The sequence below is a fragment of the Escherichia sp. MAL-1 genome (assembly GCF_052948035.1).
Window position 1 is genome coordinate 677,021 of sequence record NZ_CM129609.1, and the last position, 23,157, is coordinate 700,177.

Below are 23,157 nucleotides of genomic sequence, written 5' to 3' on the forward strand. Positions count from 1 at the left end.
TCGGAAGCACGGCCTTACAACTACAACTCGGTCTGATCGGAGAGCAACGCTCTCGGGGAATTAGTACAGACGAGTGCGGCGTGCGTTTTCGCGAGCCAGTTTCTTCGCGTGACGTTTCACTGCAGAAGCTTTAGCGCGCTTACGTTCGGTAGTCGGTTTTTCATAGAACTCACGACGACGAACTTCCGCCAGAACACCTGCTTTTTCGCAGGAACGCTTGAAGCGACGCAGAGCTACGTCGAACGGCTCGTTTTCACGTACTTTAATTACCGGCATGTGCCTCTCACCTTTGATTAATTCGGTTTGCCGCTGGCATCAACGCCAGCTTATTTCAAAATGGTGCGGAATTTTACTGCAATTGCTGCTGCTTTGTAAAGCACCGCGGCCTTTTTGAAAGGGACTTTTATAAGGGTGAGGAGTATACACGAGGCTTTCTCCGGGGGCGAACAAAGTTTTACATCAACCCGCATTGGTCCTACACTGCGCGGTAATAAAGCGAGGTAAAACAAGTCATGCGTGTACTGGGTATTGAAACTTCCTGCGATGAAACCGGCATCGCCATTTACGACGATGAAAAAGGTTTGTTAGCCAACCAATTGTATAGTCAGGTGAAATTGCACGCTGACTACGGCGGCGTCGTGCCTGAACTGGCCTCCCGCGATCACGTGCGCAAAACCGTACCGTTGATCCAGGCGGCGCTAAAGGAGTCTGGCTTAACGGCAAAAGACATTGATGCTGTGGCCTATACCGCAGGCCCTGGATTAGTCGGCGCACTGCTGGTTGGCGCAACCGTGGGGCGTTCTCTGGCGTTTGCCTGGAACGTTCCGGCAATCCCGGTACACCATATGGAAGGGCATCTGTTAGCGCCGATGCTGGAAGATAACCCGCCGGAATTTCCGTTTGTCGCGCTGCTGGTGTCCGGCGGTCATACGCAGTTAATCAGCGTGACTGGCATTGGTCAGTACGAGCTGCTCGGCGAGTCTATCGATGATGCCGCCGGTGAAGCGTTTGATAAAACCGCGAAGCTGCTGGGGCTGGATTATCCTGGCGGACCGTTACTGTCGAAAATGGCGGCTCAGGGTACTGCCGGGCGCTTTGTCTTCCCGCGTCCGATGACCGACCGTCCGGGGCTGGATTTCAGCTTCTCCGGTCTGAAAACCTTCGCGGCAAATACCATTCGTGACAACGGCACCGACGACCAGACGCGTGCTGATATCGCCCGCGCCTTTGAAGATGCGGTGGTCGATACGCTGATGATTAAGTGCAAGCGAGCGTTGGATCAGACTGGCTTTAAGCGACTGGTCATGGCAGGCGGCGTGAGTGCTAACCGTACGTTACGGGCGAAGCTGGCTGAAATGATGAAAAAACGCCGCGGCGAAGTGTTCTACGCGCGTCCGGAGTTTTGTACTGATAACGGCGCGATGATCGCCTATGCCGGAATGGTGCGGTTTAAAGCAGGCGCGACGGCGGATCTCGGCGTTAGCGTGCGTCCGCGCTGGCCGCTGGCGGAGTTACCGGCCGCGTAAAACTATCGGGTGCCGGAGAGCAATTTCCGGCACCGTCCTTACTTAAAGCAACACCACGGGCATCCACAGTAAGCCGGTAATCACCAGCAATACGAGGAATATCAGCCCAAAAATCGCCCCCAGTCGCCAGTAATCCGCCGTTGGCAGATAACCACTACCGTAGTAAATCGGACTGGGTCCGGTGGCGTATGGTGTAAGAATGCTCCCCAGACCAATTGCCGCGCCAACCATCAGGCAGAACACCGGCAGCGGGATTTCCGGCATCGCCAGCGCGGCGGCGATCATCATCGGTGCGAGGGCGGAGGTATACGCCGTGGCGCTGGCGAAAAAGTAGCGCAGTAGATAAAACACCACAATCAATGCCACCATCACCATCGTCGGCGAATAACCACTTAAGCTGCCTGCTAACAGTTTGCCAAACCAGCTAATAAAACCGGTGTTGTTGAGTCCGGTAGCGAGGGTGATAAGCGAGGCCAGCCAGAAGAAAACGTTCCACGCCGCTTTATTACTGACAATGTCGTCCCAGCAGATAATGCGCAGAAGCAGCATCAGTGCCACTACGCTGTAACCAACCATCGCAGCATCAATATAATCACCGCCGAAAATCCACAGCACCAGCGCGCCTACCATCAGCCCCAGCATCCGTTTTTCACGAGAACAGAGCGGGCCCATTGCCTGCAGTTCCGTCTCTGCCCAGCGCGGCACCTGATCACCAGACTTCAGTACCGGTGGGTACAGCACGTAAGCCAGCCAGGGAACCAGCAGAACCAGTAAAATGCTGAGCGGCAACATCCCGAGGAACCAGTCGCCCCAACTCAGCGTGGCGTGAGATGCGCTTTTCATCAGTCCAATTAACAGCAAGTTTGGTGCCATCGCCGTCAAGAAAATGGCGCTGGTCACGCAGTCGGCAACAATCCCCATCCACATGATGTACGAGCCAATGCTGCGCGAACTGCTGTCGTTTGGTTGTGATTGATAGAGCGGTGGCAGGTTACGGATGATGGGATAGATAATCCCCGCACCACGCGCCGAGTTGGACGGTGTTACAGGTGCGAGGATCAGCTCGGAGAACATCACCGCATAGCCGAGAAACAGCGTGCGATGTCCCATCTTTTTCACCAGAATCAGCGCAATGCGGCGTCCAAGCCCGGTTTTTTCATAGCCTGTGCCAAACATAAAGGCGGCGAAAATCAGCCAGATAACCGAATTAGAAAAACCGGAAACGGCCCACGAGAGGGATTTTGCAGTGAATTTAAAGCCTGGCTGAGCGAGCTGCTCCGGGCTGAACAGCAGCCAGGGAGAGAGTATGGCGATGATGGATATACCCACCATCGCCACCACGGCACCCGGCACGGGTTCGAGGATCAGTCCAACGATCACGCCAGTAAAAACGGCAAAGTAGAGCCAGGTATGGTTCTCCAGCCCTGCGGGAACCGGAAGTAGAGCAATAATGGCGATGACCGCCAGCGGCGCAAGATATCGCCACCATTCAGTGGAAGGTTTCATCGTGTTATGCCTGCGAAAAAGGAGAGGGGTGAGCCTCTCCGGGAGGGTTATTTGATGTAATGGACGTGCTCGCAGATCTCTTCCACGATGGGATCGCGGCGTTCGGCGAACAGCTTTTTGTTTTCGGCTATCAGGTTGTTGCCGTGGGTATCAATAGAGACAATCAGCGGGCCGAACTCTTTGACCCGGCAGACCCACAGTGACTCCGGCATTCCGAGCTCTGTCCAGTGCACTTCTTCAATCTCTTCCACCTGGGTTGCCGCCAGCACCGCGCAGCCTGCCGGGAAAATCACATGTAGCGCCTTGAATTTCTGGCAGCCTTCTTCGGTCAGCGGCCCCATACCACCTTTGCCAACCACCAGTTTCACGCCGGTCTGCTCAATAAATTCACGTTCAAAACTTTCCATACGCATACTGGTTGTCGGGCCGACGGAGACCATCTCCCATTTGTCGCCGTTTTTGCGCACGATGGGGCCAGCGTGGAAAATCGCTTTGCCGTTGAGATCGTAAGGGATCGGACGTTTCAGTTCGATCAAACGGCGGTGACAAACGTCGCGGCAGGTCACCAGCGTACCGGTCAGGTAGATCACATCGCCGACGCGAATATCTTGCAGATCTTCAGCTTTGATCGGGGTTGTCAGGATCTTTTTCATAACGCGCTCCGGGTGTGAGACAGATTTTCAAAGGTGAGATCGGCATGAACCAGCAGCGTGCCGCGACGATGCGCCCAGCAGCCGGTAGAGACAGCAACGCCGATGGTTGACGGATGGCGGGCGGCAGATTCGATATGTACGCCCATCACTGAACTGTTGCCGGTCAGCCCTTGTGGACCAATCCCCAGACGGTTGAGTCCTTCTTCCAGGCGTAGCTCCAGTTCTGCCGCTTTTGGATTGGGATGGCGGCTGCCAATCGGGCGCAAAATGGCTTTACGCGAGAGTACGGCGGCGGTTTCCACCGAGGTGGCGATGCCCACGCCCACCAGTACCGGTGGACAGGCGTTTACGGCGAGGGTGGAGATATTTTCGAAGACGAATTTCACCACGCCTTCGTAGCCTTCTGACGGCATTAACACTTTCGAGCGGCCAGGTAGCGTGCAGCCGCCGCCTGCCATGTAAACTTCGATTTCCGCATCGTCATTGTCGGGGATGATGTCCCAGGTGACCCACGGTACGCCGCTACCGGTATTTTTGCCGGTGTTTACTTCGTCAAAAATTTCTACCGCATTGTGACGTAGTGGCGCTTTGACGGTTGCCTCTTCCACGGCTTGTTTGAGTATGCTTTGCAGCTCGCCAAGCAGTGGGAAGCGGGAACCGACTTTAACGAAGAACATAATCTCCCCGGTGTCCTGACAGGCAGGACGATTCAGGTCAATCGCTTTTTGCATGTTGTCGAACATCGTATGGTAGATAATTTTCCCCATCGACGACGTTTCGGCATCCTTTAGCTGTTTTAGTTTATCCACCACGTCATCAGGCATTCGGGTAGAAATCATGGCGGTAAAGTTAGCGACAATCTCTGTCAACTTATTCACTGCCTGTTGCTTATTACTTTCGCTCATCATGGCAACTCCAGTTTTTGTATTTGTCTGGAAAAATTCACCGCCACAAACTACCACTAAAAATGTGGTTTTATATTTTTTGCCACCGTGAATATGTAATTAACAGTTCGTGAATCAACGCGAAAATAAGAATGAATATTGCGCCAGAGCAGGGAATGGCAATGTTTTGCGAAATACACTGCGCTTATCACAACTGCGGATAATTAACGATGCTGAATAGCTGGCCTTTAGCCAAAGACTTGCAGGTACTGGTAGAAATCGTTCACAGCGGGAGTTTTAGCGCCGCAGCGGCGACGCTTGGGCAGACGCCTGCATTTGTCACCAAGCGGATCCAAATCCTTGAAAATACGCTGGCAACAACGCTGCTGAACCGCTCCGCTCGCGGCGTGGCGCTGACTGAAAGTGGCCAACGTTGTTACGAACATGCGCTGGAAATCCTCACCCAATATCAGCGACTGGTCGATGACGTCACGCAAATCAAAACGCGCCCGGAGGGGATGATTCGTATTGGCTGTAGTTTTGGTTTTGGGCGCAGCCATATTGCGCCAGCCATTACCGAACTTATGCGCAATTATCCTGAGTTACAGGTGCATTTTGAATTGTTCGATCGGCAAATTGATTTAGTGCAGGATAATATTGATCTGGATATTCGTATTAATGACGAAATTCCTGATTATTATATTGCGCATCTGTTAACGAAAAATAAAAGAATATTATGCGCAGCACCTGAGTATCTGCAAAAATATCCGCAGCCACAATCATTACAGGAATTAAGTCGTCATGACTGTCTGGTGACCAAAGAGCGCGATATGACCCACGGAATATGGGAGTTGGGGAACGGTCAGGAGAAAAAATCGGTGAAGGTTAGCGGGCATCTTTCCTCCAATAGCGGCGAGATAGTGTTGCAATGGGCGCTGGAGGGCAAAGGGATTATGCTGCGTTCCGAGTGGGATGTGTTGCCGTTTCTGGAGAGTGGCAAACTGGTGCAAGTATTGCCGGAGTATGCACAAAGCGCCAATATCTGGGCTGTTTACCGGGAGCCGCTCTATCGCAGCATGAAATTACGTGTCTGCGTGGAATTTCTGGCGGCATGGTGCCAGCAACGGCTGGGCAAGCCCGATGAAGGCTATCAGGTCATGTAGATCCACCAGAAATCACTCGGGATCCTTTTCGCGCTTTCTTTTGAATTTCGTCCAGATTTTTGTCTCCTGACGACGCCACAGACGCTGGATGTTGTCATGATGACGCAGCAGGATCAGGCAAGAGAGCATCGAAACCGGGAAGGTGAATTGTGGCTTAAACCACCAGACATAAAACGGAGCAATCAGTGCACTGACAATCGCTCCCAGCGACGAGTATCCGCTCAATAGCACGGTCAGTAACCAGGTTCCCGCCATTACTCCGGTGAGATCCCAGCCAATGGGTGCGATGGCACCAAAAGCGGTAGCAACGCCTTTTCCTCCTTTAAATCCGAAGAAAACGGGCCAGATGTGTCCAAGACAGGCGGCGATGGCAATTAAGCCTAGCCAGAAGGGGCTGACACCTAATTCATACGCGCCCCAGACGGGCAACATTCCTTTCAGAACGTCGAAAATCAGTACTGCTACGGCTGCTCCCTTGCCACCGATACGTAACACATTGGTTGCGCCTGGATTGCCGGAGCCGCTGGTTCGCGGATCGGGCAGCCCACACAAGCGGCAAACCAGAATGGCACTGGAAATGGAGCCGCAGAGGTACGCGATGAGGATCATTCCAGGCGCGATTGCACTCATAAGCTGTTCCGTTTTGAAAATTCGTGTTCAACGATGAATCTGTGGATAATACGCACATTTCGCCGGAAGTGGTATCCGGTTAGCCAAAAAGCAGGCAGGACGTGATGGATATTGTATTTATAGAGCAACTTTCGGTAATCACCACTATTGGTGTTTACGACTGGGAACAGACCATCGAACAGAAGTTAGTGTTCGATATCGAAATGGCATGGGATAACCGTAAAGCGGCGAAAAGTGATGATGTGGCGGATTGCCTCAGTTACGCTGACATTGCAGAAACGGTGGTCAGCCACGTCGAGGGGGCGCGTTTTGCGCTGGTGGAACGCGTGGCTGAAGAGGTGGCGGAGCTGCTGTTAGCACGCTTCAACTCGCCGTGGGTGCGTATCAAACTCAGCAAGCCAGGCGCAGTGGCGCGGGCGGCGAATGTTGGCGTAATCATTGAGCGTGGCAATAATCTGAAAGAAAATAATTAATTTTACAGCTGTTAAACCAAACGGTTATAACCTGGTCATACGCAGTAGTTCGGACAAGCGGTACATTTTAATAATTTAGGGGTTTATTGATGAGCGATATGCACTCGCTGCTGATAGCGGCAATATTGGGTGTGGTCGAAGGATTGACAGAATTTCTGCCGGTATCCAGCACGGGCCATATGATTATTGTCGGTCACTTGTTGGGGTTTGAGGGCGACACGGCGAAAACCTTTGAAGTTGTGATCCAGTTAGGATCAATTCTGGCGGTAGTAGTGATGTTCTGGCGGCGTCTGTTTGGCCTGATTGGCATCCACTTTGGCCGCCCGTTGCAGCACGAAGGTGAAAGCAAAGGTCGTTTAACGCTGATCCACATTTTGCTGGGGATGATTCCGGCGGTGGTATTGGGGCTGTTGTTCCACGACACGATTAAGTCATTGTTTAACCCGATAAATGTGATGTATGCGCTGGTCGTTGGCGGTTTGTTGCTGATTGCCGCCGAATGCCTGAAGCCGAAAGAGCCGCGTGCGCCGGGTCTTGATGATATGACCTATCGTCAGGCATTTATGATTGGCTGTTTCCAGTGTCTGGCGCTGTGGCCGGGTTTCTCCCGTTCCGGGGCGACCATTTCAGGTGGGATGCTGATGGGGGTGAGCCGTTACGCTGCTTCCGAGTTTTCGTTCCTGCTGGCGGTGCCGATGATGATGGGCGCAACGGCGCTCGATCTCTACAAAAGCTGGGGCTTCCTGACAAGCGGCGATATCCCGATGTTTGCCGTTGGGTTTATCACCGCTTTTGTGGTGGCGCTGATAGCGATTAAAACCTTCCTGCAATTGATTAAGCGCATTTCGTTTATCCCGTTCGCCATTTATCGCTTTATTGTGGCGGCTGCGGTGTATGTCGTGTTCTTTTAATTGAGGAATAGTGTCGGATGCCTGGCGTTGTCAACGATTGCGTAGGCCGAATAAGGCGTTCACGCCGAATCCGGCAATCAACGCCTGATGCGACGCTTGCGCGTCTTATCAGGCCTACAACTGTCGTTGACATGTAGCCGGATAAGGCGTTTACGCCGCATCCGGCAAAATGCCCAATACTCATTCAGGCTTTGGGCAACGTTGTTCCTTCCAGCTGGCTACCGCCGCAATCCGCCGTCGGGTCAGCTCCTCGCGAATCTCCACACCTTTAAATCCCGCTTCAACGACGGCTTTTGTCGGCACTGACTGCGCCACTTCCCAGGCTTCGCGCAACCAGCGGCCTTGCGGGTAGTCCGCTGATTCAAAACCGGTTCTGCCGCGCACGTCAGCCTCGCTGGTCAGCGCCAGTTGCTCGACACGCTGCGGTTTACGCCAGGCATCGATGGAATCAAATAATTTGACGATGGTTTTTGGGTTCAGCATTGGGAAGGTGTGGATGAGATCGTGAAACTCAGCCACCAGTCTGGCTAAATCGCGAATTTCATTTGGCACGCGCAGACGCTGGCATAGTTGTTCCACTAACTTAACACCCGCCGGGCCATGACCATGATGACGCGGCCAGAGTTCTGGCGGCGTCAGCCCTTTACCGAGATCGTGGCATAAAGTTGCGAAACGGACATCGACCTGCGGACTCAGCATCGCCGCCATTGAGAGCGTCATTAAGGTATGAATACCCGTATCGATTTCCGGATGCCACTTGGCAGGGGCCGGAACGCCAAACAGTGCGTCAATTTCCGGGAATAAAACGCGCAGTGCGCCGCAATCGCGCAGTACCTGGAAGAACACCTGTGGATTGCGGGTGGTGAGGGCGCTTTCCGTCTCTTTCCATACCCGTTCAGGCGTCAGGTGTTCCAGTTCACCCGCATGGGTCATCTCGCGCATCAACGCCAGAGTTTCATCGGCAATACGAAAACCGAGGTGGGCATAACGCGCAGCAAAACGCGCCACGCGCAATACGCGTAACGGATCTTCGCCAAAAGCGGGGGAAACATGGCGCAACAGACGATTTTGCAGATCGCCCAGACCGTTGTACGGGTCGATAATCTCGCCGTTATCGTCCTGGGCCAGCGCATTAATGGTCAGATCGCGACGCTTAAGATCATCTTCCAGCGTGACATCCGGTGCGGCATAGCAAGTAAAACCGGTGTAACCGGAACCGGATTTCCGTTCGGTACGTGCCAGCGCATACTCTTCATGCGTTTGCGGATGCAGAAACACAGGAAAATCGCGGCCTACCTGCTGGTAGCCCGCGTCGAGCATCTCCTGTGGCGTACTGCCGACCACCACCCAATCTCTGTCTTTGACCGGTAGCCCTAACAATGCATCCCGAACAGCACCACCGACCAGATAAATCTTCACGCCATCATCCCTTCGTCAAATACACAATTCCTAATAATAAGACAGTGCAACGAAGAAGGCGATTTAGTTCATCCAGCGATCTTTGCGTTTGCGGCTTGGGATCAGGTGCGGCAGTACCAGACCGAGCAGCAAGCCAAGCCCCAGCACGCCACCGCCATACATAAACCATTGCATGATGATGGTGCGCTGTTTGTCATCCAGCTGTACGCTGGCGGCATCGACCTTTTTCTGCGCGACAATCAGCTCGTTTTTCAGTTTCTGATTTTCTTCTTTTAACCCGTTGATCACGCTGTCGCTCTGCGCCACTTTTTGCTGCATTTCTGCGGTGCGCTGATTCCAGGTGTTATCGATATTGGTGAGTTTATCGGTCAGGGTTTTGACCTGATTTTCCAGATCTGGCACACGGGAGCGCAGGCTTGGCTCAGTGCTAAGTTGTTTCAACGGGATCCAGGCGGTACGGCCAGAGCTGTCTTTCACCTGGGCATAATTGGTGTTGGCGTCAGTTTGTAATAAGGTCACTTCCTCGCCGGCGTTAACCGTGCCCACGAGGCGATAATGATCTCCCGGACCGCTGCGGACCCAGGTATTCAGTTCGTCGGAAACATAGCGCGTTTCTTCAGCGTGTGAGACGGCAGTCGCGCTAAGTGCGAGTAAAGTTAATCCGATCAGGCGTAATTTTGGCATCAGGCTGTCGTTATTGTCATGGAAAGTGGAACGATAGTAGTGGCATCAGTGTCGCTACGCAAAGCATTCGACATCAATCGGAATCCTCTGTGTCAGGTCTTGCCACTGCTTCAAACTTTTACGCCCGTCAAATTGCCCGTTGCATGGCAATTTGGCGCAAAATACTATCTACTGACAAAAAAGATCGCATTAAGTTCGCCGTTCATCGTCACTTATGTGACATAACCGATAAGTAAAGGCCATGGCTCAGGAAATCGAATTAAAGTTTATTGTTAATCACAGTGCCGTTGAGGCGTTGCGTGACCATCTCAATACGCTGGGCGGCGAGCACCATGACCCCGTGCAGTTGCTGAATATTTACTACGAAACGCCGGATAACTGGCTGCGTGGGCACGATATGGGCTTACGTATTCGTGGCGAAAACGGTCGCTATGAGATGACCATGAAAGTTGCAGGAAGAGTGACAGGCGGCTTACATCAGCGCCCGGAATATAACGTGGCGTTGAGCGAACCGACGCTCGACCTGGCGCAGTTACCGACGGAAGTCTGGCCGAACGGCGAATTGCCCGCCGATCTCGCCTCCCGCGTGCAGCCGCTGTTCAGCACCGATTTTTATCGCGAAAAATGGCTGGTGGCGGTCGATGGTAGCCAAATTGAAATCGCCCTCGACCAGGGGGAAGTGAAAGCGGATGAATTTGCTGAACCTATCTGTGAGCTGGAACTGGAACTGCTTAGCGGCGACACGCGCGCGGTGCTGAAACTGGCGAACCAACTGGTATCGCAAACCGGATTACGCCAGGGCAGCCTGAGCAAAGCGGCGCGTGGCTATCATCTGGCGCAGGGCAATCCGGCGCGTGAAATCAAACCGACCACCATTTTGCATGTTGCGGCAAAAGCCGATGTGGAACAGGGGCTGGAAGCGGCGCTCGAGCTGGCGTTAGCGCAATGGCAGTATCATGAAGAACTGTGGGTACGCGGCAACGATGCGGCGAAAGAACAGGTGCTGGCAGCCATTAGCCTGGTCCGTCATACGCTGATGCTGTTCGGTGGTATTGTGCCGCGTAAAGCGAGCACTCACTTACGTGATCTGCTGACTCAATGCGAGGCGACCATTGCTTCTGCGGTGTCTGCCGTGACGGCGGTCTACTCTACCGAAACGGCAATGGCGAAGCTGGCGTTGACCGAATGGTTGGTAAGCAAAGCATGGCAGCCATTTTTAGATGCCAAAGCGCAGGGCAAAATCAGCGACTCCTTCAAACGCTTTGCCGATATCCATCTTTCCCGCCATGCCGCTGAACTGAAAAGCGTTTTCTGCCAGCCGTTAGGCGATCGCTACCGTGACCAGTTGCCACGCCTGACGCGTGATATTGACTCAATACTGTTGCTGGCGGGTTACTATGATCCTGTCGTCGCGCAAGCCTGGCTGGAGAACTGGCAGGGGCTGCATCACGCTATTGCGACCGGGCAACGCATCGAAATTGAACATTTCCGTAATGAGGCAAACAATCAGGAACCGTTCTGGTTGCACAGCGGAAAACGTTAATCAGGCAAGGATAAAATCGCTTATGAAGCCGCTCTCTTCACCGTTACAGCAGTACTGGCAGACCGTTGTTGAGCGGCTGCCAGAGCCTTTAGCCGAGGAATCACTTAGCGCACAGGCGAAGTCAGTACTTACTTTTAGTAATTTTGTGCAGGACAGCGTGATTGCGCATCCAGAGTGGCTGACGGAACTGGAAAGCCAACCGCCGCAGGCCGACGAATGGCAGCATTACGCGGCATGGTTGCAGGAGGCGCTCTGTAATGTGAGTGACGAAGCCGGGTTAATGCGCGAGCTGCGGCTATTCCGGCGGCGCATTATGGTGCGCATCGCCTGGGCGCAAACGCTGGCACTGGTTACTGAAGAGAGCATATTGCAGCAGCTCAGCTATCTGGCGGAGACGCTGATTGTTGCGGCGCGTGACTGGCTGTATGACGCCTGCTGCCGCGAGTGGGGAACGCCGTGCAATGCGCAGGGCGAAGCGCAACCGCTGCTGATTTTAGGCATGGGTAAGCTGGGCGGTGGGGAGCTGAATTTCTCCTCTGATATCGATCTGATTTTTGCCTGGCCGGAACATGGTTGTACGCAGGGTGGACGCCGGGAACTGGATAACGCGCAGTTTTTTACCCGCATGGGGCAGCGGCTGATTAAAGTGCTGGATCAACCAACGCAGGATGGCTTCGTCTATCGCGTGGATATGCGGCTGCGTCCGTTTGGCGAAAGTGGCCCGCTGGTGCTGAGCTTTGCCGCGTTGGAAGATTATTACCAGGAGCAGGGGCGCGACTGGGAGCGTTACGCGATGGTCAAGGCGCGGATTATGGGCGATAGCGAAGGCGTCTATGCTAACGAGTTGCGTGCGATGCTGCGCCCGTTTGTTTTCCGCCGTTACATCGATTTCAGCGTGATTCAGTCGCTGCGCAACATGAAAGGGATGATTGCCCGTGAAGTGCGTCGACGTGGTTTGACCGACAATATCAAACTCGGCGCAGGCGGCATTCGCGAAATTGAATTTATCGTTCAGGTGTTCCAGCTCATTCGCGGTGGGCGCGAACCGTCGCTGCAGTCGCGCTCTTTACTGCCAACGCTCAGCGTCATTGCTGCGCTGCATCTGCTTTCTGAAAACGATGCTGAACAATTGCGAGTGGCGTATCTGTTCCTGCGGCGTCTGGAAAACCTGCTGCAAAGCATTAACGACGAACAAACCCAGACGCTTCCTTCTGATGAGCTTAATCGTGCGCGGCTGGCGTGGGCGATGGACTTTGCTGACTGGCCGCAACTGACCGGGGCGCTGACCGCACATATGACCAATGTGCGCCGGGTGTTTAATGAATTGATTGGCGACGATGAAAGTGAAACTCAGGAAGAGTCGCTGTCGGAACAGTGGCGTGAGCTGTGGCAGGATGCGTTGCAGGAAGATGACACTACGCCAGTGCTGGCGCATCTTAGCGAGGATGATCGCAAACAGGTGCTAACGCTGATTGCCGATTTCCGCAAAGAGCTGGATAAGCGCACCATCGGGCCGCGAGGACGTCAGGTGCTCGACCATCTGATGCCGCATCTGCTAAGTGATGTCTGTGCGCGTGAAGACGCTGCCGTTACGCTGTCGCGCATTACCGCCTTGCTGGTGGGGATTGTTACCCGCACCACCTATTTAGAATTGCTCAGTGAATTCCCCGCGGCGCTTAAACATTTGATTTCTCTGTGTGCCGCGTCGCCGATGATTGCCAGCCAGCTGGCGCGTTATCCATTATTGCTGGATGAATTGCTCGATCCAAACACCCTTTACCAGCCGACGGCGACCGATGCCTACCGCGATGAGTTGCGCCAGTATTTGCTGCGCGTGCCGGAAGATGACGAAGAGCAACAGCTTGAGGCGCTGCGTCAGTTCAAACAGGCGCAGCTGTTACGCATCGCCGCAGCGGATATCGCCGGTACGCTACCGGTGATGAAAGTGAGCGATCACTTAACCTGGCTGGCGGAAGCCATGATAGATGCCGTCGTTCAGCAGGCGTGGGTTCAAATGGTTGCCCGCTACGGTAAGCCGAATCACCTGAACGAACGCGAAGGGCGTGGTTTTGCGGTGGTCGGCTACGGCAAGCTGGGCGGCTGGGAGTTAGGCTACAGTTCCGATCTTGACCTTATCTTCCTCCATGATTGCCCAATGGATGCGATGACTGACGGTGAGCGGGAAATCGACGGGCGGCAGTTTTATCTGCGTCTGGCGCAACGCATTATGCATCTGTTCAGTACGCGTACCTCTTCCGGCATTTTGTATGAAGTGGATGCTCGACTGCGTCCGTCCGGGGCGGCGGGAATGCTGGTGACATCCGCAGAAGCATTTGCCGATTATCAGAAAAACGAGGCCTGGACGTGGGAACATCAGGCGCTGGTGCGTGCGCGTGTAGTGTACGGCGATCCGCAGCTCACCGCGCACTTTGACGCAGTGCGTCGCGAGATTATGACGCTGCCGCGTGAAGGTAAAACTCTGCAAACGGAAGTGCGGGAAATGCGCGAGAAAATGCGCGCTCATCTCGGCAATAAACATCGCGATCGCTTTGATATCAAAGCTGATGAAGGGGGAATTACCGATATCGAATTTATTACCCAATATCTGGTGTTGCGCTACGCTCATGAAAAACCGAAGTTAACGCGCTGGTCAGACAACGTGCGTATTCTGGAACTACTGGCGCAAAACGACATTATGGAAGAGCAGGAAGCGATGGCGCTGACCCGTGCTTACACTACGCTTCGCGATGAACTTCATCATCTGGCATTACAGGAATTGCCGGGCCATGTGTCGGAGGATTGCTTCACCGCAGAGCGTGAACTGGTGCGGGCAAGCTGGCAGAAGTGGCTGGTGGAAGAATGAAGTATGGTATTATCGCGCGCAAATTTTGAATCTCTCAGGAGACAGGAATGAAAGTAACGCTGCCAGAGTTTGAACGTGCAGGAGTGATGGTGGTTGGTGATGTGATGCTGGATCGTTACTGGTACGGCCCCACCAGTCGTATCTCGCCGGAAGCGCCGGTGCCCGTGGTTAAAGTGAATACCATCGAAGAACGTCCGGGCGGCGCGGCTAACGTGGCGATGAATATCGCTTCTCTCGGTGCTAATGCACGCCTGGTCGGGTTGACGGGCATTGACGATGCAGCGCGCGCGCTGAGTAAATCTCTGGCCGACGTCAACGTCAAATGCGACTTCGTTTCTGTACCGACGCATCCGACCATTACCAAATTACGGGTACTTTCCCGCAACCAACAGCTGATCCGTCTGGATTTTGAAGAAGGTTTCGAAGGTGTTGATCCGCAGCCGCTGCACGAGCGGATTAATCAGGCGCTGAGTTCGATTGGCGCGCTGGTGCTTTCTGACTACGCCAAAGGTGCGCTGGCAAGCGTACAGCAGATGATCCAACTGGCGCGTAAAGCGGGTGTTCCGGTGCTGATTGATCCAAAAGGTACCGATTTTGAGCGCTACCGCGGCGCTACGCTGTTAACGCCGAATCTCTCGGAATTTGAAGCTGTTGTCGGTAAATGTAAGACCGAAGAAGAGATTGTTGAGCGCGGCATGAAACTGATTGCCGATTACGAACTCTCGGCTCTGTTAGTGACCCGTTCCGAACAGGGTATGTCGCTGCTGCAACCGGGTAAAGCGCCGCTGCATATGCCAACCCAAGCGCAGGAAGTGTATGACGTTACCGGTGCGGGCGACACGGTGATTGGCGTCCTGGCGGCAACGCTGGCAGCGGGTAATTCGCTGGAAGAAGCCTGCTTCTTTGCCAATGCGGCGGCTGGCGTGGTGGTCGGCAAACTGGGAACCTCCACGGTTTCGCCGATCGAGCTGGAAAATGCTGTACGTGGACGTGCAGATACAGGCTTTGGCGTGATGACCGAAGAGGAACTGAAGCTGGCCGTAGCGGCAGCGCGTAAACGTGGTGAAAAAGTGGTGATGACCAACGGTGTCTTTGACATCCTGCACGCCGGGCACGTCTCTTATCTGGCAAATGCCCGCAAGCTGGGTGACCGCTTGATTGTTGCCGTCAACAGCGATGCCTCCACCAAACGGCTGAAAGGGGATTCCCGCCCGGTAAACCCACTCGAACAGCGTATGATTGTGCTGGGCGCACTGGAAGCGGTCGACTGGGTAGTGTCGTTTGAAGAGGACACGCCGCAGCGCTTGATCGCCGGGATCTTGCCAGATCTGCTGGTGAAAGGCGGCGACTATAAACCAGAAGAGATTGCCGGGAGTAAAGAAGTCTGGGCCAACGGTGGTGAAGTGTTGGTGCTCAACTTTGAAGACGGTTGCTCGACGACCAACATCATCAAGAAGATCCAACAGGATAAAAAAGGCTAACCGGAAAGCGGTTCACAGATCTCGCTTCGTACATGGCAGGCCTATTGACGCTGTTGTTTTTTCAACCTAGAGTAAAGGAACAAGGGTAAGAGAGGATTTCTCCCCCCTCTGATGAGTTGTTAGTAAGTCGGGAAACTTAACAGTAACAACACAACCAGTATGATGACGAACTTCATCATAACCCTTTCCTTATACAAGGCCCCTTCTTCGGGAGGGGCTTTCCCGTTTCAGCCCCTTGCTGCCCCCCGATTGTTGATGAGCGCCGGACCCCGCGCAATGCTTTCCCAGAGGCAATTTTGCCTTCCCCGAGCGGTCACGCAAAACGCTGCAACGTCCTGAGCATTTGCACCTTTTAGCGGAACGCAGATATAAAAAATCCCCGGCTTTTTGGGCCAGGGATATGTGTTAATGAAACCTTCTTGACGCTGATTTTTTTTCAACCTAAAGTAAAGGAACAAGGGTGAGGGAGGATTTCTCCCCCCTCTGATTGGCTGTTAATAAGCTGCGAAACTTACGAGTAACAACACAATCAGTATGATGACGAGCTTCATCATAACCCTTTCCTTCTGTAAGGCCCCCTTCTTCGGGAGGGGCTTTCCCGTTTCAGCCCCCTGCTGACTCCCCGATTGTTGATGAGCGCCAGACCCCACGCAATGCTTTCTCTGATGCAGTTTTGCCTTCCCCGAGCGGTCACGCAAAATGCTGCAACAACCTGATCATTTGCACTTTTTAGCGGAACGCAGATATAAAAAATCCCCGGCTTTTTGGGCCAGGGATTATTCCTGGAAGAGGGTTTACTCTGCTTTTTCTTCGACGGGAGTTGTTGAGGTTAAGGGTGAAGTCAATGCCGCCAGTGAGCCGCCTGAAACGCCAATTTCATTGAGCAAGGAGTCAATCAGCGGTGCCTGTGTGCGGTAAGAGAGAGCGGCTGATAATGCTTGTTCCGCCAGGTTTCCGCCCCCCACATTACCCGTGTTTGCATCACCCGCAGCGCCGCCACGATTCAGACCATCGACCTGAATAATCTTGATACCGTCGATTGACTTCATCGGCTCAACGGATTTCTCTATTACCGCAGGCAGCGCCTGCAACAAGGCCAGTTTGAATTTAAGGCTGGTTTGTTCATCAGAAAGTACGTTGATAGCATCGTTCAGCGCACGTTGTGCTTCTGCTTCCGCCAGACCCTTTTTACGTGTAGCTTCGGCTAACTCAACGATAGCCGCCGCCTGCATCTCTGCGGCTTCTTTTTCTGCTTTCGCCCGCACGGTCAGTTCAACCGCTTTGGTTTCTGCATCCTGCGCGGCAGCGATTAGGGCAACTTGTTTAGCACGATCGGCTTCGGCAGTCTGGCGAGTGGTTTCTACGTTTTGTTGGGCGCTTACCGCTTCTGCAAGTGCGAGATTAGCACGCGCTTCTGCCTGGGACTGTTGTTCCGATTTGGCGGCAATAGCGATCGATTTCGTCTGGTTAGCGATTTCGGTGACCTGCTGCTGTTCGATCTCTTTAATGCGAACTTCACGTTCAGCTTCAACCTTTCTTGAGCGGACGGCCTGTTCGCGGTCGATTTCTGTTTCCTGAATCTGTCGTTCAGCCAGAATTCGTGTCTGCTCTGCTTCACGACGACGTTCAGCTTCAAAAGCCGCAATACGTGCATTCTGTTCGGCAGTACGGGTTTTAACCTGCTGCTCCTGCTCAAGCGTCATAAACGCTTCTTGCTGTTCAATCTCCAGCTTGCGCGATAGCGCATCGCGATTTTTTTCACGCACCGCAACTTCTACATCCTGTTCAACTTCGTTACGTTCGCGGCGACGGCGCTCTGTTTCCTGAGTCAGTTTGGTTAAACCTTCGGCGTCAAAGGCATTGTTCGGATTGAAATGTTCTTTCGAGGTCTGGTTAAAGTTGGTAAGTGAAACGCTCTCCAGTTCCAGACCGTTTTTCGACAGGTCTTCTGCCACTGTATTTTGCACCCCCTGCACAAAGTTCTCGCGGGTATCCTGTAACTCATGCATGGTCATTTGCGCAGCTGTTGCACGGAGGGCATCGACAAATTTATCTTCAACCAACATACGTAAGTCTTCAGGCGACAGGGTGCGTTGCCCCAGCGTCTGGGCAGCGGTGGCAATCCCTTCTACTGAAGGTTTTACCCGCACAAAGAAAGCGACTACTACATCGACGCGCATACGATCTTTCGTAATCAGGCTATCAATGGTTGAGCGGCTGACTTCCAGCTTCAGAGTATTCATATTGATGGGGATTATTTCATGAAAGATCGGCATCACGATTGCGCCACCGCTCATTACCACTTTTTGCCCACCTAAACCAGTACGAACAAAAGCTTGCTCTGCCGAAGCGCGACGATAGAGCCTGGCGAAAATAATTCCAATAATAAACAGAATGCATACGGCAATAATTGCGGTAAACATCCAGGAGGGCACAGAATTAACAATATCATCCATTATTAAATTTCCTTTTGATTAATAAATTACAATATTTGGGGCCAGGGATTATTTTCCGCCAAATATCGCGTTGCAGAAAGTCGGCAAATAATTAACACTTTGTCTCCTTTAGTGAAAATTTTTCCTTCTTCAGGCTCCAGTAGTAAATAATGTATTTGGCCAAATTGATCGGTGAGTTTTCCTTCGCAGGGATTACCTGAAGTGGCTTGATGACCGGTAATTAACGCCATGCTACCAATATATTCTTCTTCTGTAATAGCTGAACTATGGTCGCGTGGAATCCAGGGCGCAACTATTTTACCGGTATAATGCACCGCAATAATCGTAAACAGTAAACTGACAGGAACCACGAACAGGTTCGACAGTGGTGATTGCCAGACCATGATGCAGGCATGCTGCAACAGGATGCCAATAAGACCAAAAAAACCAGCCAGTAAGCAGAGAACGACGAGAGCTGGCAATCTTCCAATATTGAGATAATGAAGTGCCTGGCTAATATGACCTGTGGTTATAGAATCATAATGGTCAAGATGTGCATCAAGAGCACCGGAGAGCATGTGACCGCAGATAAGCGCAAAAATTTCTAACAGGCCGATCAACAGTACAAAGGAAATAGCGAAAAGATAAGGGGTGTTATAGTCGGCGAATAAAATCATATATCACTCCAATGTCCATTTAGTGACGCAATATTTACTTTGTAATAGTTTCCTTGCTTACATTTATCTGTGTTAATAATAACACAGGTTAGAGAAGTTCTGGAAGAGAAAGTCTTTTAATATGGTTTTTTATTTTTCACTAAAAAGTGTGATCGGGGACAATATATTTACGCACGTTATGTTTAAAGGCACTACACTGATTGGGGAATACTGAAATCAGAAAAAGCATATGGCCTTAAAAGGTATGCGATAACCGGAGGATGTGCTTATGGATCATAGTCTTAATTCTTTAAATAATTTCGATTTCCTGGCGCGTAGTTTTGCCAGAATGCACGCAGAAGGTCGCCCGGTCGATATTCTGGCCGTTACTGGTAACATGGATGAAGAACATAGAACCTGGTTTTGCGCACGTTATGCCTGGTATTGTCAACAGATGATGCAGGCAAGAGAGCTGGAGTTAGAGCACTGATATAACGGGCCTGATGGCCCGTTTTAGTGTTTGTATTAGATACTAGTTATAGGTGATTTTCAGGATTACGTCTTTACTAAACGGTCCCTCAACAACCGTTTCTGCCGGGTTCGCACTCAGTTCTGCCCTGAATGGTGCGGTGACCGAAGGCGCACTAGACGATGAAAAAGAAGCAAATTGTGAGAAGCGGTTAAATTCCGTTGCTGTTCCATCGTTATGAAATATCTTCAATAGCAGACCATTACCTATATCCAGATGGCTATAATCACTCAAAATATCCGTAGTGAAAAAACTCCCTAAAATATTAAACTGCTCAGTACAGGCCGCACCCGGATCTTTGGTCATGACTACGCTAAACGTCTCACTCACGCTGGTATTTTTAATTGTTCGGGAATTTATTTTACCAAAGTCGACAACGCCATCAGCTGGTTCCAGATCAACATTAACAAAGCAGTCAAGGACATGAATATTATTTAACCCACGAATTCTGAAGGTCAAATTTTTGTCTGTGTCTATAGTTCCTGTGCCACTCATACCTTTAAACTCCAGGGCGATATATTCGTCAGGTAATACAAGTTTTTTATTTACTTTATTAGCATTTTTAGCCAGCTTAATATACAGCTGTACACGTACTGGAAAAGTTACTGACAATTGAGGTTCAGGACCACCGCTACAGACAGCGGGGTTTTTATAGGTATTACTGTATATCCCTGCGCCTTTAACATCAATGCACTCTGGTGCTGCGATAGCTCGTGTGGAGGTTGAATCATAATCGACTCCATTATAGGTTACACCAAGAGTATATGAGTTTTGATTATAAAAGTCCTGACCTGATGCTAACAACATCATTATATTTACCCATGCAGATGGGTATTCTTCTCCTGGTGATGGGGCGGGTAGTGCATTATTACAGAAGACATTCATAAAATATTCACTGCTTTGCCAGATTTTATCACCTTTTTTACCATCGCTGGGGATAGCAATTCTTGGTACGTAGCCTATGACTACGGTATTCCCCCCTTCATGTTCAGCATAGCAGTTCATCGCCCATACAGGTAACGCACTAAAACCCATAATAAATGCAATTACAGTTAATAAGTAGCACATTTTATTTATCTCGTTTGGCTACGGAAACATTACAAGAATTATTCACTGTTGGGCAGTTTATTTCATAAAAACTTAAGCCACCAAAATCATTGATATAACCAACCTGAAAAGTTGATGGAACATTTTTAAACTGCGTATCTGCATGGCTAAAAGGGAGGACCATTAAGCTTTGCGTTTGCGGTAACATCGTGACCCCATTTGTTCCGATATAACCCAGCGTAACGTGATAAGGCATTTTATTGTTAAAGCGGATCGAACCATCATTTCTACGGATGATTTCAACTTTTTCGTAAGTCATTACCCCATCGTCTTCTAACTCAATGGCTTTTGGCCGCCAGAATAATTTCAAAGCGTGCTGCATAGTCACTTGCATCACATTTTTTTTATCTGTTTTTGGCGGTATTTCTCGCACGTTAAAATAGAACAGAGTTTCTCTGTCCTTAGGAAGTTGAGCAATTTTTTCCTGAGTTATCATTCTAATCTGAATTTGCTCATTGGGATTTAAACGCACCATAGGAGGAACCGTAACAATAAAGTCACGAGATTTATTGCCTTTCGTATCTTCTATCCATGTTTGGGCCAGATAGGGCAGTTTTTTACTTTGATTAGTAAGTTTTAATGCTTCGCCTTTATCTGACTCATTCATTATTATACGGGTACGATCCGGGATGATGGCACCCCAGGCAATGCTGTTCATGCAGGAGAGTAATACTCCTGCTGCAATGATATTCTTTGTATTTAAGTAGCGCATTAGTTTCATCCTGAATTAATTTTAGCTAATACACGGTAAAATAACCGTTCCGGTGGTTAAGTTGCTGCTATTGGGGGGTTGAATAAAACAAGATTTGTCACCCCAGTGTAAAGTAATTTTGCTGTCATCTTGAATGCCGTTGAGGTATACAAAGCCGCCATCAGCAACAAGTCCTAATTCTTTGTGGCTGGTTTCATCTTTTACGCTAATCCCCAGTGGTGGGTGACTACCATCTGCCAGGCGAATAACCCCCATGATTTGATAGCCCTTGCGGGTATCAAGTTTGGCGTAGCCAATAGCACCTTCGGTTAAGGTGGTGGTGATAACCGAGTTTTCGATATCCACATTTTCTGGCAGATTTCGGGTGTCAACGCTTAATGATGTTGTTATGTAACTGCTGACTGATGGAATAACTCCGATGCCATAACGATTAGTTACCGCGCGTTTATTATTCAACGGAATATCTTCAGCGCCGTCTGCGTCGATCATTAAACGCGAGTCAGCACTACCACTATAGTCATGGAAAGCGGCGCCGTGGCGAGTTGCAGTGAATGAACCGTTCCAACTGGCATTCAGAGAATAGTAGCTGTCCCGCTGTGATGTACCGGAGAGATAGAGACGACCGTTCTCGGTATTATGCTGATAACTGGCGCGCAGTGACGCCTCCATATCTTTAAATTCGTCATTGTCGCCTGAAGCAGAAACGCTCCAGGAATTATTTCGATCGGAAGAGTCATACCACGAAGCAGTATGCGAAATCTTGTTATCCTGATTTCGTTGCATACCATAGCTCAATGTTCTACTGGTTCCCCAGGGAATTGAAATATTTAGGTACAGTTGATCCGGTGATGCTGCCAACTTACTGATTTAGTGTATGATGGTGTTTTTGAGGTGCTCCAGTGGCTTCTGTTTCTATCAGCTGTCCCTCCTGTTCAGCTACTGACGGGGTGGTGCGTAACGGCAAAAGCACCGCCGGACATCAGCGCTATCTCTGCTCTCACTGCCGTAAAACATGGCAACTGCAGTTCACTTACACCGCTTCTCAACCCGGTACGCACCAGAAAATCATTGATATGGCCATGAATGGCGTTGGATGCCGGGCAACAGCCCGCATTATGGGCGTTGGCCTCAACACGATTTTACGTCACTTAAAAAACTCAGGCCGCAGTCGGTAACCTCGCGCATACAGCCGGGCAGTGACGTCATCGTCTGCGCGGAAATGGACGAACAGTGGGGCTATGTCGGGGCTAAATCGCGCCAGCGCTGGCTGTTTTACGCGTATGACAGGCTCCGGAAGACGGTTGTTGCGCACGTATTCGGTGAACGCACTATGGCGACGCTGGGGCGTCTTATGAGCCTGCTGTCACCCTTTGACGTGGTGATATGGATGACGGATGGCTGGCCGCTGTATGAATTCCGCCTGAAGGGAAAGCTGCACGTAATCAGCAAGCGATATACGCAGCGAATTGAGCGGCATAACCTGAATCTGAGGCAGCACCTGGCACGGCTGGGACGGAAGTCGCTGTCGTTCTCAAAATCGGTGGAGCTGCATGACAAAGTCATCGGGCATTATCTGAACATAAAACACTATCAATAAGTTGGAGTCATTACCGGCAGAACCTTTCACTATTCACCTGCAGGACTGCATGCTGAGTCAGGGTGGAACTACTTATTCAAAAGCGAAGGTTACTTTCACTACAGCAAATACCATGACGGGTCAGTCTGATCTTCTGAAAAATACCAAAGAAACTGAAATCGGCGGCGCCACTGGCGTTGGCGTACGTATTCTGGACAGCCAGAGCGGCGAAGTAACTTTAGGTACTCCGGTAGTAATTACGTTCAACAATACCAACAGCTATCAGGAACTGAATTTCAAAGCTCGTATGGAATCCCCAAGCAAAGATGCCACCCCGGGCAACGTTTACGCTCAGGCTGACTACAAGATTGCTTACGAGTAATCGCATTTGGCCGGGTTCACCCGG

22 protein-coding genes and 2 pseudogenes are annotated in these 23,157 nt (G+C 51.3%); 10 read left to right on the forward strand and 14 right to left on the reverse strand.

From position 1 onward, the window contains the following. Nucleotides 1–60 precede the first annotated feature (60 nt). Nucleotides 61–276, reverse strand: coding sequence for a 30S ribosomal protein S21 (gene rpsU / locus ACU8XX_RS03315; RefSeq protein ID WP_001144069.1), 216 nt, complete (start codon nucleotides 274–276; stop codon nucleotides 61–63). A gap of 236 nt (nucleotides 277–512) precedes the next feature. On the opposite strand from rpsU, the gene tsaD reads away from it, so the two are divergent. Beyond that, nucleotides 513–1,526, forward strand: coding sequence for a tRNA (adenosine(37)-N6)-threonylcarbamoyltransferase complex transferase subunit TsaD (tsaD, locus tag ACU8XX_RS03320; RefSeq protein WP_001264365.1), 1,014 nt, complete (start codon nucleotides 513–515; stop codon nucleotides 1,524–1,526). Nucleotides 1,527–1,568: 42 nt separating this feature from the next. On the opposite strand, the gene ttdT is transcribed toward tsaD, so the two are convergent. Genes ttdT through ttdA form a run of 3 tightly spaced genes read right to left on the reverse strand, consistent with a single transcriptional unit; the run spans nucleotide 1,569 to nucleotide 4,593 of the window. Then, complete coding sequence (gene ttdT / locus ACU8XX_RS03325; RefSeq protein ID WP_016241637.1) at nucleotides 1,569–3,032, reverse strand: L-tartrate/succinate antiporter; 1,464 nt, start codon at nucleotides 3,030–3,032, stop codon at nucleotides 1,569–1,571. 47 nt (nucleotides 3,033–3,079) lie between these two features. Continuing rightward, complete coding sequence (gene ttdB, locus ACU8XX_RS03330) at nucleotides 3,080–3,685, reverse strand: L(+)-tartrate dehydratase subunit beta (protein WP_000722957.1); 606 nt, start codon at nucleotides 3,683–3,685, stop codon at nucleotides 3,080–3,082. Then, a complete protein-coding gene (gene ttdA / locus ACU8XX_RS03335) occupies nucleotides 3,682–4,593 on the reverse strand; it encodes a L(+)-tartrate dehydratase subunit alpha (RefSeq protein ID WP_000986797.1) in 912 nt (303 codons plus the stop codon). Before ttdA ends, ttdB begins: the two co-directional genes overlap by 4 nt. Before the next feature lie 206 nt (nucleotides 4,594–4,799). Between ttdA and ttdR the strand changes: the two genes are divergently transcribed. Beyond that, complete coding sequence (ttdR, locus tag ACU8XX_RS03340) at nucleotides 4,800–5,732, forward strand: L-tartrate utilization transcriptional activator TtdR (RefSeq protein WP_000935206.1); 933 nt, start codon at nucleotides 4,800–4,802, stop codon at nucleotides 5,730–5,732. 12 nt (nucleotides 5,733–5,744) lie between these two features. On the opposite strand, the gene plsY is transcribed toward ttdR, so the two are convergent. Then, a complete protein-coding gene (gene plsY / locus ACU8XX_RS03345) occupies nucleotides 5,745–6,362 on the reverse strand; it encodes a glycerol-3-phosphate 1-O-acyltransferase PlsY (RefSeq protein WP_001272796.1) in 618 nt (205 codons plus the stop codon). Nucleotides 6,363–6,466: 104 nt separating this feature from the next. On the opposite strand from plsY, the gene folB reads away from it, so the two are divergent. Both folB and bacA read left to right on the forward strand, forming a co-directional pair. Then, entirely contained in the window at nucleotides 6,467–6,835 is a 369-nt protein-coding gene (folB, locus tag ACU8XX_RS03350; RefSeq protein ID WP_001295541.1) for a bifunctional dihydroneopterin aldolase/7,8-dihydroneopterin epimerase, read from the forward strand. 89 nt (nucleotides 6,836–6,924) lie between these two features. After that, entirely contained in the window at nucleotides 6,925–7,746 is an 822-nt protein-coding gene (gene bacA / locus ACU8XX_RS03355; RefSeq protein ID WP_001281927.1) for an undecaprenyl-diphosphate phosphatase, read from the forward strand. Between the two features lie 180 nt (nucleotides 7,747–7,926). Here bacA and cca read toward each other — a convergent pair whose 3' ends face one another. Then, nucleotides 7,927–9,165 carry a fused tRNA nucleotidyltransferase/2',3'-cyclic phosphodiesterase/2' nucleotidase/phosphatase Cca gene (gene cca, locus ACU8XX_RS03360; protein WP_000708487.1) on the reverse strand — a complete coding sequence of 413 codons (1,239 nt, stop codon included), beginning with the start codon at nucleotides 9,163–9,165 and terminating at the stop codon, nucleotides 7,927–7,929. 63 nt (nucleotides 9,166–9,228) lie between these two features. Beyond that, the gene (locus ACU8XX_RS03365; protein ID WP_001125331.1) at nucleotides 9,229–9,849 is read right to left on the reverse strand and encodes a TIGR04211 family SH3 domain-containing protein; all 621 of its coding nucleotides are present in this window, start codon (nucleotides 9,847–9,849) and stop codon (nucleotides 9,229–9,231) included. Nucleotides 9,850–10,090: 241 nt separating this feature from the next. Between ACU8XX_RS03365 and ygiF the strand changes: the two genes are divergently transcribed. The 3 genes from ygiF to hldE are packed head-to-tail and all read left to right on the forward strand — an operon-like array spanning nucleotide 10,091 to nucleotide 15,736. Continuing rightward, nucleotides 10,091–11,392: an inorganic triphosphatase gene (gene ygiF / locus ACU8XX_RS03370; protein ID WP_032174295.1), complete on the forward strand. Its 1,302-nt coding sequence runs from the start codon at nucleotides 10,091–10,093 to the stop codon at nucleotides 11,390–11,392. 22 nt (nucleotides 11,393–11,414) lie between these two features. Further along, the gene (gene glnE / locus ACU8XX_RS03375; RefSeq protein WP_016241635.1) at nucleotides 11,415–14,255 is read left to right on the forward strand and encodes a bifunctional [glutamate--ammonia ligase]-adenylyl-L-tyrosine phosphorylase/[glutamate--ammonia-ligase] adenylyltransferase; all 2,841 of its coding nucleotides are present in this window, start codon (nucleotides 11,415–11,417) and stop codon (nucleotides 14,253–14,255) included. A 47-nt stretch (nucleotides 14,256–14,302) separates the two neighbouring features. Then, nucleotides 14,303–15,736: a bifunctional D-glycero-beta-D-manno-heptose-7-phosphate kinase/D-glycero-beta-D-manno-heptose 1-phosphate adenylyltransferase HldE gene (gene hldE / locus ACU8XX_RS03380; RefSeq protein WP_000869178.1), complete on the forward strand. Its 1,434-nt coding sequence runs from the start codon at nucleotides 14,303–14,305 to the stop codon at nucleotides 15,734–15,736. Between the two features lie 119 nt (nucleotides 15,737–15,855). On the opposite strand, the gene ibsE is transcribed toward hldE, so the two are convergent. The 4 genes from ibsE to ACU8XX_RS03400 all read right to left on the reverse strand — a co-directional run bounded on the left by ibsE (nucleotide 15,856) and on the right by ACU8XX_RS03400 (nucleotide 18,848). After that, the gene (ibsE, locus tag ACU8XX_RS03385) at nucleotides 15,856–15,915 is read right to left on the reverse strand and encodes a type I toxin-antitoxin system Ibs family toxin (RefSeq protein ID WP_001387082.1); all 60 of its coding nucleotides are present in this window, start codon (nucleotides 15,913–15,915) and stop codon (nucleotides 15,856–15,858) included. A gap of 315 nt (nucleotides 15,916–16,230) precedes the next feature. Further along, nucleotides 16,231–16,290, reverse strand: a complete 60-nt coding sequence (locus tag ACU8XX_RS03390; RefSeq protein WP_001387081.1) for a type I toxin-antitoxin system Ibs family toxin — start codon at nucleotides 16,288–16,290, stop codon at nucleotides 16,231–16,233. Between the two features lie 240 nt (nucleotides 16,291–16,530). After that, nucleotides 16,531–18,192, reverse strand: coding sequence for a flotillin family protein (locus ACU8XX_RS03395; RefSeq protein WP_001311137.1), 1,662 nt, complete (start codon nucleotides 18,190–18,192; stop codon nucleotides 16,531–16,533). Nucleotides 18,193–18,218: 26 nt separating this feature from the next. Next, nucleotides 18,219–18,848, reverse strand: a complete 630-nt coding sequence (locus ACU8XX_RS03400) for an OB-fold-containig protein (RefSeq protein WP_000599926.1) — start codon at nucleotides 18,846–18,848, stop codon at nucleotides 18,219–18,221. Between the two features lie 268 nt (nucleotides 18,849–19,116). Between ACU8XX_RS03400 and glgS the strand changes: the two genes are divergently transcribed. Then, nucleotides 19,117–19,317: a cell surface composition regulator GlgS gene (gene glgS / locus ACU8XX_RS03405; RefSeq protein WP_000350095.1), complete on the forward strand. Its 201-nt coding sequence runs from the start codon at nucleotides 19,117–19,119 to the stop codon at nucleotides 19,315–19,317. A gap of 42 nt (nucleotides 19,318–19,359) precedes the next feature. Here the strand turns inward: glgS and ACU8XX_RS03410 are convergent, their stop codons facing one another. The 3 genes and pseudogenes from ACU8XX_RS03410 to ACU8XX_RS03420 all read right to left on the reverse strand — a co-directional run. After that, nucleotides 19,360–20,424: a fimbrial protein gene (locus ACU8XX_RS03410; RefSeq protein WP_032238262.1), complete on the reverse strand. Its 1,065-nt coding sequence runs from the start codon at nucleotides 20,422–20,424 to the stop codon at nucleotides 19,360–19,362. Nucleotide 20,425: 1 nt separating this feature from the next. Continuing rightward, complete coding sequence (locus tag ACU8XX_RS03415; RefSeq protein ID WP_001484953.1) at nucleotides 20,426–21,175, reverse strand: fimbrial biogenesis chaperone; 750 nt, start codon at nucleotides 21,173–21,175, stop codon at nucleotides 20,426–20,428. Between the two features lie 21 nt (nucleotides 21,176–21,196). Beyond that, a pseudogene (locus ACU8XX_RS03420) lies at nucleotides 21,197–22,018 on the reverse strand (fimbria/pilus outer membrane usher protein); the annotation flags it as partial. A gap of 56 nt (nucleotides 22,019–22,074) precedes the next feature. Here ACU8XX_RS03420 and ACU8XX_RS03425 point away from each other — a divergent pair. Both ACU8XX_RS03425 and ACU8XX_RS03430 read left to right on the forward strand, forming a co-directional pair. Beyond that, nucleotides 22,075–22,772, forward strand: a protein-coding gene (locus ACU8XX_RS03425; RefSeq protein ID WP_239804015.1) for an IS1-like element IS1A family transposase whose coding sequence is annotated in 2 segments (ribosomal slippage) — nucleotides 22,075–22,324 and nucleotides 22,324–22,772 — 699 coding nt in all. Because the reading frame shifts where the segments join, the coding sequence is not laid out codon by codon here. Nucleotides 22,773–22,788: 16 nt separating this feature from the next. Then, nucleotides 22,789–23,133, forward strand: a pseudogene (locus tag ACU8XX_RS03430) (fimbrial-like protein); the annotation flags it as partial. Nucleotides 23,134–23,157: the final 24 nt, after the last annotated feature.

What these genes read in the sequence shown, in the direction of transcription:
- ACU8XX_RS03395 (WP_001311137.1), bottom strand. Translation starts at nt 18,192, where the DNA reads ATGGATGATATTGTTAATTCTGTGCCCTCCTGGATGTTTACCGCAATT.
- ACU8XX_RS03410 (WP_032238262.1), bottom strand. Translation starts at nt 20,424, where the DNA reads ATGTGCTACTTATTAACTGTAATTGCATTTATTATGGGTTTTAGTGCG.
- folB (WP_001295541.1), top strand. Translation starts at nt 6,467, where the DNA reads ATGGATATTGTATTTATAGAGCAACTTTCGGTAATCACCACTATTGGT.
- ACU8XX_RS03415 (WP_001484953.1), bottom strand. Translation starts at nt 21,175, where the DNA reads ATGCGCTACTTAAATACAAAGAATATCATTGCAGCAGGAGTATTACTC.
- plsY (WP_001272796.1), bottom strand. Translation starts at nt 6,362, where the DNA reads ATGAGTGCAATCGCGCCTGGAATGATCCTCATCGCGTACCTCTGCGGC.
- rpsU (WP_001144069.1), bottom strand. Translation starts at nt 276, where the DNA reads ATGCCGGTAATTAAAGTACGTGAAAACGAGCCGTTCGACGTAGCTCTG.
- ttdB (WP_000722957.1), bottom strand. Translation starts at nt 3,685, where the DNA reads ATGAAAAAGATCCTGACAACCCCGATCAAAGCTGAAGATCTGCAAGAT.
- tsaD (WP_001264365.1), top strand. Translation starts at nt 513, where the DNA reads ATGCGTGTACTGGGTATTGAAACTTCCTGCGATGAAACCGGCATCGCC.
- ACU8XX_RS03400 (WP_000599926.1), bottom strand. Translation starts at nt 18,848, where the DNA reads ATGATTTTATTCGCCGACTATAACACCCCTTATCTTTTCGCTATTTCC.
- ttdA (WP_000986797.1), bottom strand. Translation starts at nt 4,593, where the DNA reads ATGATGAGCGAAAGTAATAAGCAACAGGCAGTGAATAAGTTGACAGAG.
- ACU8XX_RS03365 (WP_001125331.1), bottom strand. Translation starts at nt 9,849, where the DNA reads ATGCCAAAATTACGCCTGATCGGATTAACTTTACTCGCACTTAGCGCG.
- ttdR (WP_000935206.1), top strand. Translation starts at nt 4,800, where the DNA reads ATGCTGAATAGCTGGCCTTTAGCCAAAGACTTGCAGGTACTGGTAGAA.
- ttdT (WP_016241637.1), bottom strand. Translation starts at nt 3,032, where the DNA reads ATGAAACCTTCCACTGAATGGTGGCGATATCTTGCGCCGCTGGCGGTC.
- ygiF (WP_032174295.1), top strand. Translation starts at nt 10,091, where the DNA reads ATGGCTCAGGAAATCGAATTAAAGTTTATTGTTAATCACAGTGCCGTT.
- glnE (WP_016241635.1), top strand. Translation starts at nt 11,415, where the DNA reads ATGAAGCCGCTCTCTTCACCGTTACAGCAGTACTGGCAGACCGTTGTT.
- glgS (WP_000350095.1), top strand. Translation starts at nt 19,117, where the DNA reads ATGGATCATAGTCTTAATTCTTTAAATAATTTCGATTTCCTGGCGCGT.
- hldE (WP_000869178.1), top strand. Translation starts at nt 14,303, where the DNA reads ATGAAAGTAACGCTGCCAGAGTTTGAACGTGCAGGAGTGATGGTGGTT.
- bacA (WP_001281927.1), top strand. Translation starts at nt 6,925, where the DNA reads ATGAGCGATATGCACTCGCTGCTGATAGCGGCAATATTGGGTGTGGTC.